Source organism: Paenibacillus sp. FSL P2-0173 (assembly GCF_038008045.1).
GTDB lineage: Bacteria > Bacillota > Bacilli > Paenibacillales > Paenibacillaceae > Paenibacillus > Paenibacillus polymyxa_B.
The window spans coordinates 1243811-1258241 of sequence record NZ_JBBOYK010000001.1 but is presented as its reverse complement, the minus strand read 5'-3'; the positions used below and the strand labels follow the sequence as shown (position 1 = coordinate 1258241).

Here is a 14431-nt window from a genome sequence, read left to right as displayed (position 1 = left end):
TTGTATAATCTATAAACATATACCACTTTAGAACTAGGGGGAAAACGCTAGATGAAAAGGAAAAGCTTTTTAGTCCTTTTGACACTCATTCTTGCAGTTGGTGCACTGCTCGCAGGTTGTGGCTCCAGCAAGAACGATAATGGTAAGGGCGCACAAGAAAACACCTCGACTACGCCGGCTCCGGCCGACAAGCAAATTTTGCGCATTAACCTTGCTTCCGAGCCGCCAACCTTCGATCCGGCACAAGCTCAGGATAGTCAAACTAACACGGTTCTGAAAACTTTGTATGAAGGTCTCGTACGTATGGGTCCTGACGGCAAAGAAATCCCTGGCGTAGCTGAATCTTGGAAAATTTCCGATGACGGCAAAACCTATACGTTCAAGCTTCGTGATACTGCAAAATGGAGTAATGGCGACCCAGTCAAAGCAAGCGATTTCGTATTTGCTTGGCAACGTGTATTGGATCCTTCCACGGCTCCTGCACCTCCATATGCTTACCAATTGTACTATATCAAAAATGCTGAGGGTTACAACCTGAGCACTTCGAAATCTTTTAAAGGCACTAAAGTTACAGACTTTAAAGATGTAGGTGTTAAAGCTGTTGACGACCATACATTGCAAGTAGAGCTGGAGCACCCAACTCCTTACTTCTTGGGATTGACTTCTTTCTACACTTTTTACCCTGTAAATCCTTCCGTTAAAGGTAATGATAAGTGGGCTGTTAAGAAAGATAGCATGATCACTAACGGACCTTACACATTAACGACTTGGGACAGCGGTCAAAAGATCGAAGTAACCAAAAGTGAAAACTATTGGGGTAAAGATGATATCAAGCTGAATAAAATTACGATGTCCCTTGTAAATAGCGGTGCAACAGAGCTGGCTTCTTATAGAAGTGGACAACTCGATTACGCAGGTATGCCAAACGGTGAAATTCCTACCGACCAAATTCCGGCTGTGAAAAAAGAACTGCCTAACGAATTTAAGGCAAAAGGGATTGCAAGTACGTACTACTATCTGTTTAATGTAACTGAAAAACCATTTAACAATGTTAAAATCCGTAAAGCGTTTGCGATGGCTATTGAACGCCAACCAATCGTTGAAAGAGTAACATTGGGCGGTCAAATTCCTGCATACGGCTTTGTACCTCCAGGTATCAAAGGAGTATCTCAAGAATTCCGTACTGAGAATAAAGATGATTACTTCAAAGAAGACTTCACTGAAGCGAAAAAATTGCTTCAAGAAGGTATGAAGGAAGAAGGCGTAACTACACTTCCTCCGGTAACATTGCTGTATAACTCCAGCGAGAGTCACCAAAAGATTGCTTTGGCAGTTGCTGATATGTGGAAGAAAAACCTTGGTGTTGACATCAAAACTCAAAACCAAGAGTGGGGCGTATTTATCCAAACACGTAACAAGCTGAATTTCCAAATCGCTCGTGGTGGATGGTCTGCTGACTATAATGATCCAATGACATTCCTGGATATGTGGACAACAGGCAATGGCAACAACAATGCAGGTTATGCTAACCCAGCATATGATGCTTTGATTGAAGCAGCTAAGAAAGAAACTGATCCAGCAAAACGCATGGAAGATTTTGCGAAAGCGGAGAAAATTCTGGTTCAAGACGATATGGTAATGCTTCCGATCTACTACTACTCAAATGTTTCTTTAACGAAACCGAATGTAAAAGACATTGGGCTTGACTTTAGTGGAGCAGTTGATTTCACAAGAGCGTATATTACACAGTAACTGAAGCTCGATTCTGAAGTTTGATAGTTACTTCGGGATATATATGTGGATAGAACCATATATATCCCGTTTTTTTTGTGTGTCATGGTCTTTTCCATCATCATGTAACCATGCAAATAAGTAGATTGGACAGTCCAATTCTATTTCGATAAAATCGAATGGTGTCGAAAAAAATTTATGGGGGGTGTAAACGGGCAATGACGCGTTATTTGATCAGTAAATTTTTCTATATGCTGCTATCTTTGTTCATTCTGATCTCTGCGACGTTTTTTCTCATGAAAGCAATTCCGGGTAACCCCTTCATGAGTGAAAAAGCGACTTCTCCTGAGATTCAAGCCCGGTTAATGGAACAATATGGGCTGGATAAGCCTGTATATGTCCAATATTTTAAATACTTAGGTGATATTGCTTCAGGTGATTTTGGTATTTCTATGAAAAAGCTGAATCAAAGTGTAACTGACATTATCGGACAAACTTTTACGGTTTCCCTCAAACTAGGTTTTGTTGCCATAATCGTGTCGATAATTGTCGGTCTCTTGCTAGGTATGCTGGCAGCTTTGTATCATCGTAGGCTAATAGATAACGTTGCAATGGTATTAGCTATCATGGGGATTGCGGTTCCCAGCTTCGTTCTAGCATCGTTGATTCAATTTTTCTTCGCTCAACAGTTAGGTTGGTTTAATGTTATGGGCTTTGACGGTCCGATGGACTACGTTCTGCCTGTTGCAGCTTTATCTGCTTCCCCAATTGCGTTTATCGCTCGACTAACGCGTTCCAGCATGCTGGAAGTGCTTCATGCGGATTACATTAAGACTGCCAAAGCTAAAGGCTTGAAATCCATTACAATTATGTTCAAACACGTTGTACGTAATGCTATTTTGCCGGTTGTTACCTATGTGGGACCCATGACGGCCAATATTATTACGGGTTCAGTTGTTATTGAACGTATCTTCGGGATTGGCGGTATTGGTAAGGTATTCGTAGATAGTATTACAACCCGCGATTATACCATGATTATGGGAGTTACTATTTTTTACGGTATTTTGCTGATGGTGGCGCGTTTTATTACAGATATTGCATATGGATTTATTGATCCGCGGATTAAGCTTACTGGCGGGAAGGAGGGATAACTTTATGTCTGTTAAAGATAATGCTGTGAACTTGGATAAGCTTCAGGTAAAACCGGAAGATTTCCAGAAGGTCGGGGCGGATGAAAAGCAGTCTGAAGTTATTCAGCGCGAAAGCTTGTCCGCTTGGCGAGATGCTTGGGAACGACTTCGTAAAAATAAACTGGCAATGACGAGCTTGAGTGTGTTGGTTCTCATTGTGCTTGCTTCAATTGTTGGGCCGATGCTGTCCCCATACGATGACCGCACCAATGATTTGTTGAGCACCAATCTTCCTCCTTCGGCGGAACATTGGTTCGGAACAGATGATCTGGGACGTGATATGTTTGTACGTACTTGGATGGGCGCTCGGATTTCCTTGATTATTGGTTTGGCTGCTGCAATGATTGACTTGATGATTGGAGTTATTTATGGTGGAATTATGGGTTACTTTGGTGGCCGCGTTGATGAAATCATGAATAAATTTTCTGAAATCTTGTACTCCATTCCTTACTTGCTTGTTACGATCCTGTTGCTGGTTGTACTGGAGCCAAGTATCACTACAATTATTATTGCGCTCTGTGTAACGGGGTGGATTAACATGTCGTGGATTGTACGTGGTGAGATGTTACAACTTAAAAACCGAGAATTCGTACTTGCTTCCCGTTCAATGGGTGCTGGTGCAGGTCGTTTGCTGTTCCGTCACTTGTTGCCTAATGCGGTAGGACCAATCATTGTCACACTGACTTTGACAGTTCCAAGTGCTATTTTCTCTGAGGCATTCCTGAGCTTCCTTGGATTAGGGGTACAGGCTCCTCAGGCGTCGCTGGGTTCAATGATTGAATCGGCTCTGACCGGGTGGATGTATTACCCGTGGCGGATGCTTTTCCCAGCAGGTTTGATCAGTTTGATTATGCTTGCGTTCAACCTTTTTGGCGACGGCTTGCGTGATGCGCTTGATCCGAAGTTGAAGAAATAGGAGGTGAGATCATGGTGAGTAGCAACAATTTAATTGAGGTTGAAGGTCTTAAAAAGTATTTTAATGTTGGCAAAAACCGTGTGCTCAAAGCGGTGGACAACCTGAATTTCTATATTCGCGAGGGTGAAACGCTGGGTATGGTTGGCGAATCCGGCTGTGGTAAGTCTACAGCGGGTCGTACGATTTTGCGCTTGTATGAACCTACAGCAGGTAGCGTGCGTTTTAACGGTACGGATATTTACAAATTATCACCAAGTAAAATGAAAGCAATGCGCCGTGATATGCAGATGATCTTTCAAGATCCGTATGCATCATTGAACCCGCGTTTTACCGTTTCTGATATTATTGGTGAGGCACTGGATATTCACAACATGGCGGGTAGCCGTGCAGAACGTAAGAAACGGATTGAAGAGTTACTTGATCTGGTTGGTTTGAACCCTGACCATGCAACACGCTATCCGCATGAGTTTTCTGGTGGTCAACGTCAACGGATCGGCATTGCACGCGCACTAGCGGTTAATCCTAAATTCATCATTTGTGATGAGCCGATTTCAGCTCTTGACGTATCTATTCAGGCTCAGGTTGTCAACCTGTTAAAAGAGCTTCAAGAACGTTTGGGTCTGACATACCTGTTCATTGCGCATGATCTGTCGATGGTCAAGCACATCAGTGATCGGGTAGCTGTAATGTATATGGGTAGAATGGTCGAGCTTGCAGAAAGTGCTGAATTGTATGCAAATCCGATCCATCCTTATACGAAAATGCTTTTGTCGGCGATCCCACTTCCTGATCCAGAAGTAGAAGCCAACAAAAAACGGATTATTATGCCAGGCGACCAAGCAGGCCCGATTCATGATGCATCTGGCAGCAAGACAGGGGCTTATAACCTGGAAAATGCCACGCTCATCGAAGTGTCTAAAGGACATTTTGTAGCTGAGCCTTACGCCTGATCTTGTTTTATGCACCAACCGCCGAGTTATTCGGCGGTTTTTTTTGTAGGAAGCTTTGACGTGGACATGGGCTTTCGGTACAATCAAGCAGTAAGGTTTTGGTGGAGACAGGAGGCAGACCCATGAAGATAATTCCGGAAACGCTTCGCGGAGGGTCGGCTTTGGCAGAAGATTATATACAGGGTACAGGACGCGCAAGCGACTTGTATGAATATAATGTGCTGCACGCCGATGCTTATGCCCAACGGGCGAAGTGGCTGGATAAGACGGGGCATCTGCGATTAAACCGTAAGGATATCGTAGCATGTCTTCGTATATACAATGAGAAATACAATTCGTATGAGGCGGTTCGTGCTTCATTGGACCGTCTGGAAAGTCCAGATGCCTTAGTAGTAGCTGGCGGGCAGCAAAGCGGATTGTTCACAGGTCCGATGCTGGTCATTTACAAAGCTGCTACTCTAATTAAGGCGGCGAGAGAAGCTGAGGAACGGCTTGGACGTCCGGTTATTCCCGTCTTCTGGATTGCTGGCGAAGATCATGACTGGGACGAGGTCAATCATACATACGTAATGGCAAATGACCCACAAGCCGTCAAAATCAAGCTGAATAAGCAACCTGAACGCCGTTCTTCGGTTAGTGCCATTAAAGTTGAGGCTGTTGAGTGGAAGCAAGCGATAGCGGATATAGAGCAAAGCTTGCCAGATTCAGAACATAAGGCTGAAATAATGCGCATGATTGAGAACGGGCTAACGGATTCATATGGACTGAGTGAAGCCTTTGCCAAGTTGCTGGGCCTTTTGTTCGGCACCTATGGATTAGTACTCTTGGATTCAGCAGATCCTTCGCTACGCAAGCTGGAAGCATCCGTTTTTAAGCAACTGGTTCAGCACAATGATGAGTTGGAGCAGGCTTACCGGACGACTGCTGCGCGGATCGTAGATTATGGATATCATTTACAAGCGGATGTGCATGAAGGTGGCGCGAATCTCTTTTATATCCATGAAGATGAACGCTTGCTGCTTTTCAAAAAAGCTGGACTATTCACGGATCGACACGGTCTGGTGGTGTTTACTGTGGATGAACTGCTTGAAGAGATAGATAGACATCCCGAACGTTTTAGTAACAATGTGCTAACTCGTCCTCTAATGCAGGATTCACTGTTTCCGGTGTTGGCATCTGTGCTGGGTCTAGGAGAGATTGCTTACTGGGCGATTACACGGGATGCTTTCGGGGTGTTGGAGATGCAGATGCCGATACTGCTGCCACGAATGTCTTTTACGTTGGTAGAGCCAGGCGTGGAGAAGCATATGCTTAAGTATGAATTGAGTTTTGGTCAAGTTAGAGACGGACTTGAGGAACGGAAAAAGCAATGGATCGCCACTCAAGATCAGCTTGGAATGCAGGATCAGTTTTCCGGGGCTAAGGAAGCTTTTGTCCGCATGTACGAACCGCTTGTGCAGCAGACAGGTTTGATTGAAAAAGGTTTGCTACCGCTCGGAGAAACCAACCGCGATAAGATTCTGGCACAGATCGCCTATCTGGAGGCAAAAGTTCAGGAAGCGTTGCTTCGGCAAAATGAAACAGCACTTCGCCAGTGGGATCGTATTGAGTGGTCGCTTTTTCCATTTGGACAGCCGCAGGAGCGGGCGTATACGATCTATCATTTTCTGAACCGTCATGGTCTCAGCCTGATTGATATGATTATGAGTGTACCATTGGATCTGACGGGTACGCATCGCGCTATTTATGTATGATTTATTATTTTATATAGGATTTATCATGGTTCAAATTTAACCAATATGAAGGAGGAAACAAAGTATGACTTCCCATTCTCTGCAAAATAGCATAGTTCACGATCTTAAATTGGCCCCTGAAGGTCATTTGAAAATTGATTGGGTAGAAGCCCATATGCCAGTATTGAACCGTATACGTCAACAATTCGAGCAAGAGCAGCCTTTTGCTGGTCTGAAGGTAACCATCTGTCTACATCTGGAGGCCAAAACGGCTTATCTGGCTAAAGTGGTACAAGCAGGTGGAGCGCAGGTAACTATTACGGGGAGTAATCCATTGTCCACACAAGATGATGTTTGCGCCGCATTAGTTGAAGATGGCGTTACAGTATTAGCTAAATACAATCCGGACCCGGAAGAATTCAAAAATTTGCAAATCAAGGCACTGGAAACAAAGCCGGATCTCATTATAGATGATGGTGGTGACTTGGTTACTCTGTTGCAATCCGAACGGCCTGATCTGATTTCTACGATCCGTGGGGGAGCAGAGGAGACAACTACTGGCATTATTCGTTTGAAGGCTTTGGAAAAAGAAGGGCAACTTCACTTTCCGATGGTGGCTGTTAATGATGCTTACTGCAAATATTTGTTTGATAACCGCTATGGTACAGGACAGTCAGCTTTCGACGGCATTATTCGTACGACTAATCTGGTTGTAGCCGGAAGTACAGTGGTTGTGGTAGGTTATGGCTGGTGTGGCAAAGGGGTTGCAATGCGTGCGAAAGGGCTGGGAGCCAACGTTGTTGTAACCGAAGTTGATCCAATCAAGGCAGTAGAAGCCCATATGGATGGGTTCCATGTGTTGCCGATGGTAGAAGCTGCCAAACTGGGCGACTTCTTTATTACAGTAACTGGAAACAAGGCTGTAATTACAGGAGAACACTTTGATGTGATGAAGGATGGAGCTGTGCTGTGTAACGCAGGGCATTTTGATGTGGAGGTTAGTAAGCCTGAGCTTGCTAAACGTTCCGAATCCATTCGTACGGTGCGTCGCAATATCGAGGAATATCGCTTTAAAGATGGACGTAAAATGTATTTGCTGGCAGAAGGACGCCTCGTGAATCTGGCTGCTGCTGATGGTCATCCTGCGGAAATTATGGATACGACATTTGCGCTTCAGGCGCTTGGCTTGAAATATGTGAATGATCGTTACAATGAGCTAGGCAAAGCTGTTATTAATGTACCTTATGAAATTGATGAACAGGTAGCTCGATTCAAACTTGATAGTCTGGGAATCCAAATTGACACGTTAACTGAAGACCAAAAGATCTATTTGGACAGCTGGAACGCGTAATCGGATTATTTAATCACGATTTTCGCTGCAAAAGTGTTGCGTTTTTAATGCAAGTGTTTGTTTAGGTTGGCATAATGGACAGAGAGTAAGCCCTTTATTCCGTGTTGTTTCGAAACCTGATGCATATTGTCGGGGGCCGGCTTCATGGGGTAAGGGGCTTTTTTGCATCTTGTGACGCAGGGCTACAATAACAGACATAAGGGTATGGATCCGGCTTCTATCACTTTTTGGTAATGAAAAAGAGGTCTTTGATTTTTTAAAGCGAATCTATTATGCTTAGGTGGTGGAAAGTGGGCCAAAGTGGGAGAATGGGGTAAGGGGTGACGAAACCAATGTTTATGGGGGAGTTCCAACATAGCATTGATGAGAAGGGTCGGCTTACTGTACCGGCCAAGTTTCGTGAACTTCTCGGTGCCTCGTTCGTGGTTACCCGCGGGCTGGACCAATGCCTCTTCGTGTATCCCATGGATGAGTGGGCTGTCATGGAGAAAAAACTTAAAGCACTGCCTCTGATGAAGGCCGATGCGCGGGCGTTTACCCGTTTTTTTTTCTCGGGGGCGACTGAATGCGAATTGGACAAACAGGGCAGGGTAAATTTACCGGGGAATTTGTGCGAATACGCCAAGCTTACTAAAGAGTGCGTCGTATTGGGAGTGTCCACCCGTGTAGAGATTTGGAGCAAGCATACTTGGGAGCAATATTTCAACCAATCAGAAGAAGCATTTAACGACATTGCTGAGAAATTGGTTGATTTCAACTTTGAATTGTAATTTAGGAGGTCAGCCGTTTGTTTCACCACATTACCGTACTCAAAGAAGAAGCAACACAGGCACTAAACATCAGGCAGGACGGGATTTATGTGGACTGCACGTTGGGAGGGGCAGGACACAGTTCCGTCATTGCATCACAGCTTGGCCCTGAGGGAAGGCTCATTGCCTTTGATCAGGACGACTGGGCATTGAACAATGCGCGAGAGAAGCTGTCAGCCTATGAAGGAAAGATTTCCTTAGTGAAATCCAACTTCCGCCACTTGCAGGACAAGCTGACCGAGCTGGGATTGCCCGAAAAAGACGGCGTCCCGCAAGTCCAGGGTATTTTGTTCGATCTGGGTGTATCCTCGCCCCAGTTCGATGAGGGGGAACGGGGATTTAGCTACAATCATGATGCACCGCTTGATATGCGGATGGATCAGAGTAGCTCGCTTACGGCTTACGAAATTGTCAATGAATGGTCGGAAGCAGAGATTGCGCGTATTTTGTTTCATTACGGAGAAGAGAAGTTTTCACGGCGGATCGCAAAGATCATGATTGAACGTCGATTGAACAAGCCTATTCACACAACAGGGGAACTTGTCGATATTATCAAAGAAGGAATTCCGGCTGCGGCACGCAGAACCGGGGGACATCCGGCTAAACGCAGTTTCCAGGCTTTGCGGATTGCTGTGAATGATGAGTTGGGTGCACTGGAAGATACTTTGCATCAGGCAATAAGATGTCTGGCTCCAGGAGGCAGAATTTCGGTCATTACATTCCATTCTCTGGAGGATCGGATATGCAAGCATATTTTCAAGGAGTATTTGGCGAAAAGTATCTATCCATCTGATTTGCCTATTTTGGAGGACAAAATGATAGGCGATCTGAAGCTGGTGAACCGTAAGCCGATTGTGGCGTCAGAGCAGGAATTGGAGCTTAATCCACGGTCCCGGTCAGCGAAGCTGAGAGTTGCCGAAAAATTGTAAATTTAATGGAGAAGGAGAGGCGACATGGCTTATACACGCGGTAATTTGGCTGTAAAAGAAAGAGCCCGTCAGGAACAGGTTCAGCAACAACGGTATCGTGAGACCACCAAAGTCGTTACACGCCGCAGAGAGCTGCCGATTCGAGAAAAGCTGCTGTATCTATTGACACTTGTAGCGTGCATTGTCATTGCTGGTATGTTGATTAGCAGGTACGCTCACATTTATCAAATCAATTATTCGATTAATACGGCAAGCAAGGACATTTCCAAATTACAGACCAATATCGCCCAACTGAAGATTCAAAAGGAGCGTCTGGAAAATCAGATCGTGCCGACTGCAAAGGAACAGGGATATATCGAACCAACAAGAGAGCCCATTCGTGTGGAAAAGCAGGCTGCCAAATAGTTAAGGGCATAGCATCAAGCTATGCTCTGACGTACATTTTTTTGCAGAGAGGTTTGAGCTATGGTCAAAAGAATAAAGCTTCGCACACTGCTAATAGGGGGATGTATTACCCTCTTTTTTCTTGTTCTGCTACTTAAGGTATTTTGGATTCAAGTTGTGAGTGGGGAGTACTGGCATAACCTGGTAGTTAATCAAGTAGAAAGAGATCAGGTGATTCAACCCAAGCGTGGAACCATTACGGACCGTAAAGGAAACGTATTGGCTACGGATGCACCGGCTTATACGGTAGTTGTCAATCCTAGCATCATTCAGGAGTATGATTTGGAGAATGAGGTTGTAGCTAAGCTGCACCAGTTACTCAAAACGCCTGAGGATGAGCTGAGAGGACATCTTTCTGCAAAGGATAAAAAGGGGAACTACTTAAAAAATCGCGAGATTCGTAATGGGGGCTGGAAGGTAGATCCTGAGGTCAAGGCACAAGTGGATACGTTCAAAGAGTATTTGAAGGATAAGTATGAAGTAATTGGAGCTGTGGACACCGTTCAAGAATCCAAACGCTATTATCCGGAAAATAAGCTGGCTTCCCATGTTCTTGGCTATCAAAGAAAAGATGGCACAGCAGGTATGGGGTTGGAAGCTTATTATAATAAAGAGCTCTCGGGGACGGCTGGAAAGCTTCTGTATCAGCGGGATCGGAAGGGAGTTCCTCTTCAAGGATCGGAAAGTGTCTATGAGCCGGCACAAAATGGTAAAAATTTAAAGCTGACGATTGACGATACGATTCAGTATTATATAGAGGATGCCATGCAGGAAGCTATTGCAAAATACAACCCGAAAACGATGACTGTAGTAGCTGCTGATCCCCAAACGATGGATGTTCTCGGTATGGCGACTTACCCGAATTTTAATCCCAATACATATGGGAGTACACCCTTGGAATATTTCCGTAATAATGCTACTCAATCTATCTACGAGCCTGGCTCCACGTTTAAGATTGTCACCTTGGCAGCTGCGGTTCAAGAAAAGGTGTTCAATCCAAATGAATCCTACCAATCTGGTATGATTCGGGTCGGAGGCTGGGATATTCGTGACGTAAGCCGTAACTGGGGAACGTTAACCTATCTTCAGGGGGTCAAGCGTTCAAGTAACGTCGGTTTCGTCCATCTGGGATTGGATAAGTTGGGTGGCGAAAGGCTGAAGAAATATATTAATAACTTTGGATTCGGCGTGAAAACAGGCATTGATCTTCCGAGTGAGTCTACCGGAGCTATTACTTTCCATACCCAGTACAAATCCGAGGTGGCAACGGCTTCGTATGGACACGGACGTGTTCAGGTAACGCCAATCCAGCAGGTAGCTGCAATCTCGGCAATTGCTAACGGGGGGAAGCTGATGCAACCTCATCTGGTGAAAGAAATCATGAACCCAGATACAGGCGAAGTTCAGACGATTCAACCGAAGGAAGTCCGCCAAGTGATTACTCGGGAATCGGCAGTCCAGACAAGCAGCTATCTGGAGCAGGTCGTATCTGACCAAGAAATTGGTACGGGACGCCTTGCTTATATTGACGGATATCGTGTAGCTGGTAAAACAGGTACAGCGACGAAGGTCGTCGGAAAAGTATATGACCATTCGAAGGATGTCGTGTCCTTTATAGGTTTTGCACCAGTAAATGATCCGAAAATAGCTGTTTTGGTTGTTATGGATGAACCTAACAAATCAGTAGGCGGCGGTACAGCAGCAGCGCCTGTATTTAAAAAAATCGTATCTCAATCGTTGCAATATATGGGGGTTCCAAAAACAGGAACTAAAACGAATAAATCAGGTGGCGCTGTTGTAAAAACAGTGAATTTGCCAACGGTACCAACATTAACTGGTCAGGTGAAGAAAGATGCGCAAAATGCATTGCTCAAACAGGGAATTGCCTATGAAACGGTAGGCAAAGGCTCCAAAATTGTTCGCCAATATCCTGAAGCAGGCGTCAAAATGAAACCCGGACAACGCATTTACTTGCTGACTGAGGATAGTGCCAACATGACTATTCCTGATTTTACAGGTGTTTCGTTGCGTGACACACTTCAAGTTCTGACCCTTATGAAGGTTGGTGTGCAGGTAAGCGGCGAAGGTTATGTTGTCTCTCAAAAGGCGCAAATGGTAAATGGAAAGCGGATCGTCAGCGTGACGCTTCAGCCGGCCAAAGAAACGGTGACCGGAGTGAAACCGGAGGAAACACAGGACTCGACCAATGGAGTTGCAGCTAACCAGACCGGCAGCGCAACAAAAACGGAGGCCGATACTAAAACCGAATCCAGTACTACTGCTGATGCTGGAACAGACGCGGGAGCTCCTAAGGGAGGAATATCTGCTGTTGCAGATGAGAAAAGTGCTGCTGCGATTAAAGGCGAGGATAACTGATAGCTTGTTCTAATGTCCGTTCTTTTGAATATTCATGAGGTAAGACATGTCATGAGTATTTGAGGAACGGAGGGAGCGCGTTTGAAAAAATCTAACGTGACCATGCGGCGGAGGCTGGTATGGGGGCTAATGGGATTATTTGTACTGTTTGCGGCCTTGTCGATCCGGCTCGCCTATGTTCAATTGGGTAAAGGAGGCGAGCTCTCGGCCAAGGCTGAGGATTCGTGGCGCCGCAATATTCCATTTGCCGCCAAGCGCGGCGAAATTTTGGATCGGCAGGGTACGGCGCTGACCTACAATGTCAGTTCGCCGACAGTCATGGCGATACCAGTGCAAATTAAGAAGCCGGAAGAAACGGCACGCAGGCTGGCGCCCTTGCTGGATATGAGTGAGGATAAAGTGCTCAAGCTGATTACCAAACGAACAGCAAGCCAAAAACTTCAGCCCGGCGGACGAAAAATTACGATGGAGAAAGCGCAGCAAATTCGTGATTTGAAGCTGCCGGGTATCGTTGTTGCTGAAGACAACAAACGTTATTATCCTTATGGTGATCTAGCGGCTCATATTCTTGGGTTTACAGGAATTGATAATCAAGGGCTGACAGGCGTAGAGAAGCAGCAAAACAGTAAGCTTCGGGGAATCGACGGAAGCATTGCGTATTTATCAGATGCAGGTGGTCGTCTGATGCCTGGTTCTTCTGAAAAATACATTGAACCGAAGGATGGACTGAATTTACAATTAACCATTGATAAGTCTGTGCAGTCCATTATGGAACGGGAGCTTGACCAAGCCATGGTCAAATTTCAGGCGAAGTCCGCGTTGTCTATTGCTATGAACCCCAAGACGGGTGAAATATTAGGCATGGCTGGACGACCAAGCTATGAGCCAGCACTATACAAGCAATATGCGCCTGAAATCTATAATCGAAATCTGCCTATCTGGATGACATATGAACCTGGGTCTACTTTCAAAATTATTACACTGGCGGCTGCCTTGGAAGAAAAGAAGGTCAATCTCAAAAATGACCGTTTTTTTGATCCGGGATATATTGAAGTCGGTGGAGCACGCCTGCGTTGCTGGAAGAAAGGCGGACATGGAAGCCAAACGTTCCTTCAAGTGGTGGAGAATTCTTGCAACCCCGGTTTTGTAACATTGGGGCAGCGGTTAGGTAAAGAAGCACTTTTCAAGTACATTCGGAATTTCGGCTTCGGCAGCAAAACGGGAATCGACATGATTGGTGAGGGCAACGGCATTTTGTTCAAGCTACCTCAGGTCGGTCCTGTAGAACTGGCGACAACCGCTTTTGGTCAAGGGGTGTCTGTCACTCCGATCCAGCAGGTAACGGCAGTATCAGCGGCAATCAATGGCGGTAATCTTTATAAGCCTCACATTACAAAAGGTTGGGTTCAGCCGGGAACCGGAAAAGTGCTGGAAAAAGTAGAACCAGAACTAGTACGTAGGGTCATTTCAGAGGAGACCTCCCGACAGGTAAGAGAAGCGCTGGAGAGCGTCGTTGCTAAAGGTACAGGTCGTCCTGCTTTCATTGAAGGCTACCGGGTGGGAGGTAAAACGGGGACAGCACAAAAGGTCATTAACGGACGTTATTCTTCCTCGGAGCATATTGTATCCTTTATTGGTTTTGCGCCGGCGGATGATCCGCAAATCGTCGTCTATACCGCTGTCGATAACCCGAAGGGCATTCAATTCGGCGGGGTGGTTGCTGCGCCAATCGTGCAAAATATTTTAAAGGACGCGCTGATTGCCTTGAAAATACCGCCTCGCACCAATCAAATTGCCAAAGAGTACAAGTATGGAGAAAATCCGATCGAAACGGTACCTGATCTGGTAGGTGCTACTGCAGCTGATTTGTACGAAGATATGAATATGAACTTTATGCTCGTGAAATCTGGGTCAGGCAAGACGGTCGTGAGTCAGGCGCCGAAGCCGGGCTCCAGATTGGAGCGAGGATCAACGATCCGTATTTACATGGGGGATTGATAGG

General features: G+C 45.5%; 11 protein-coding genes. All 11 read left to right on the top strand.

Features of this window, described 5'->3' with window-relative positions; all coding sequences use genetic code 11:
- Nucleotides 1-51 precede the first annotated feature (51 nt).
- The 11 genes from MKX30_RS05525 (at nt 52) to MKX30_RS05475 (ending at nt 14427) form a co-directional block, all read left to right on the top strand.
- The gene (locus MKX30_RS05525) at nt 52-1752 is read left to right on the top strand and encodes a peptide ABC transporter substrate-binding protein (protein ID WP_023989459.1); all 1701 of its coding nucleotides are present in this window, start codon (nt 52-54) and stop codon (nt 1750-1752) included.
- A gap of 197 nt (nt 1753-1949) precedes the next feature.
- Entirely contained in the window at nt 1950-2882 is a 933-nt protein-coding gene (locus tag MKX30_RS05520) for an ABC transporter permease (protein WP_023989458.1), read from the top strand.
- Nucleotides 2883-2886: 4 nt separating this feature from the next.
- Complete coding sequence (locus tag MKX30_RS05515; RefSeq protein WP_013311103.1) at nt 2887-3837, top strand: ABC transporter permease; 951 nt, start codon at nt 2887-2889, stop codon at nt 3835-3837.
- A gap of 11 nt (nt 3838-3848) precedes the next feature.
- Nucleotides 3849-4787 (top strand): ABC transporter ATP-binding protein, encoded by a 939-nt coding sequence (locus tag MKX30_RS05510; RefSeq protein ID WP_013311102.1) that lies wholly within the window; start codon nt 3849-3851, stop codon nt 4785-4787.
- Between the two features lie 122 nt (nt 4788-4909).
- The gene (gene bshC / locus MKX30_RS05505) at nt 4910-6541 is read left to right on the top strand and encodes a bacillithiol biosynthesis cysteine-adding enzyme BshC (protein ID WP_341062566.1); all 1632 of its coding nucleotides are present in this window, start codon (nt 4910-4912) and stop codon (nt 6539-6541) included.
- A 64-nt stretch (nt 6542-6605) separates the two neighbouring features.
- The gene (locus tag MKX30_RS05500; protein WP_013311100.1) at nt 6606-7871 is read left to right on the top strand and encodes an adenosylhomocysteinase; all 1266 of its coding nucleotides are present in this window, start codon (nt 6606-6608) and stop codon (nt 7869-7871) included.
- A 332-nt stretch (nt 7872-8203) separates the two neighbouring features.
- On the top strand, nt 8204-8641 hold the full coding sequence (mraZ, locus tag MKX30_RS05495) for a division/cell wall cluster transcriptional repressor MraZ (RefSeq protein ID WP_013311099.1): 438 nt from the start codon (nt 8204-8206) through the stop codon (nt 8639-8641).
- 17 nt (nt 8642-8658) lie between these two features.
- On the top strand, nt 8659-9609 hold the full coding sequence (gene rsmH, locus MKX30_RS05490; RefSeq protein WP_023989455.1) for a 16S rRNA (cytosine(1402)-N(4))-methyltransferase RsmH: 951 nt from the start codon (nt 8659-8661) through the stop codon (nt 9607-9609).
- 24 nt (nt 9610-9633) lie between these two features.
- Nucleotides 9634-10014 (top strand): hypothetical protein, encoded by a 381-nt coding sequence (locus MKX30_RS05485; RefSeq protein ID WP_028540475.1) that lies wholly within the window; start codon nt 9634-9636, stop codon nt 10012-10014.
- A gap of 60 nt (nt 10015-10074) precedes the next feature.
- Nucleotides 10075-12429, top strand: a complete 2355-nt coding sequence (locus tag MKX30_RS05480) for a penicillin-binding transpeptidase domain-containing protein (protein WP_069080391.1) — start codon at nt 10075-10077, stop codon at nt 12427-12429.
- 81 nt (nt 12430-12510) lie between these two features.
- Nucleotides 12511-14427, top strand: a complete 1917-nt coding sequence (locus tag MKX30_RS05475) for a stage V sporulation protein D (protein ID WP_028540477.1) — start codon at nt 12511-12513, stop codon at nt 14425-14427.
- Nucleotides 14428-14431 lie beyond the last annotated feature (4 nt).

Excerpts from the sequence above, each read along its gene's own strand:
- MKX30_RS05525 (WP_023989459.1), top strand. The coding sequence starts at position 52 with ATGAAAAGGAAAAGCTTTTTAGTCCTTTTGACACTCATTCTTGCAGTT.
- MKX30_RS05480 (WP_069080391.1), top strand. The coding sequence starts at position 10,075 with ATGGTCAAAAGAATAAAGCTTCGCACACTGCTAATAGGGGGATGTATT.
- MKX30_RS05500 (WP_013311100.1), top strand. The coding sequence starts at position 6,606 with ATGACTTCCCATTCTCTGCAAAATAGCATAGTTCACGATCTTAAATTG.
- mraZ (WP_013311099.1), top strand. The coding sequence starts at position 8,204 with ATGTTTATGGGGGAGTTCCAACATAGCATTGATGAGAAGGGTCGGCTT.
- MKX30_RS05510 (WP_013311102.1), top strand. The coding sequence starts at position 3,849 with ATGGTGAGTAGCAACAATTTAATTGAGGTTGAAGGTCTTAAAAAGTAT.
- MKX30_RS05485 (WP_028540475.1), top strand. The coding sequence starts at position 9,634 with ATGGCTTATACACGCGGTAATTTGGCTGTAAAAGAAAGAGCCCGTCAG.
- MKX30_RS05515 (WP_013311103.1), top strand. The coding sequence starts at position 2,887 with ATGTCTGTTAAAGATAATGCTGTGAACTTGGATAAGCTTCAGGTAAAA.
- bshC (WP_341062566.1), top strand. The coding sequence starts at position 4,910 with ATGAAGATAATTCCGGAAACGCTTCGCGGAGGGTCGGCTTTGGCAGAA.
- MKX30_RS05520 (WP_023989458.1), top strand. The coding sequence starts at position 1,950 with ATGACGCGTTATTTGATCAGTAAATTTTTCTATATGCTGCTATCTTTG.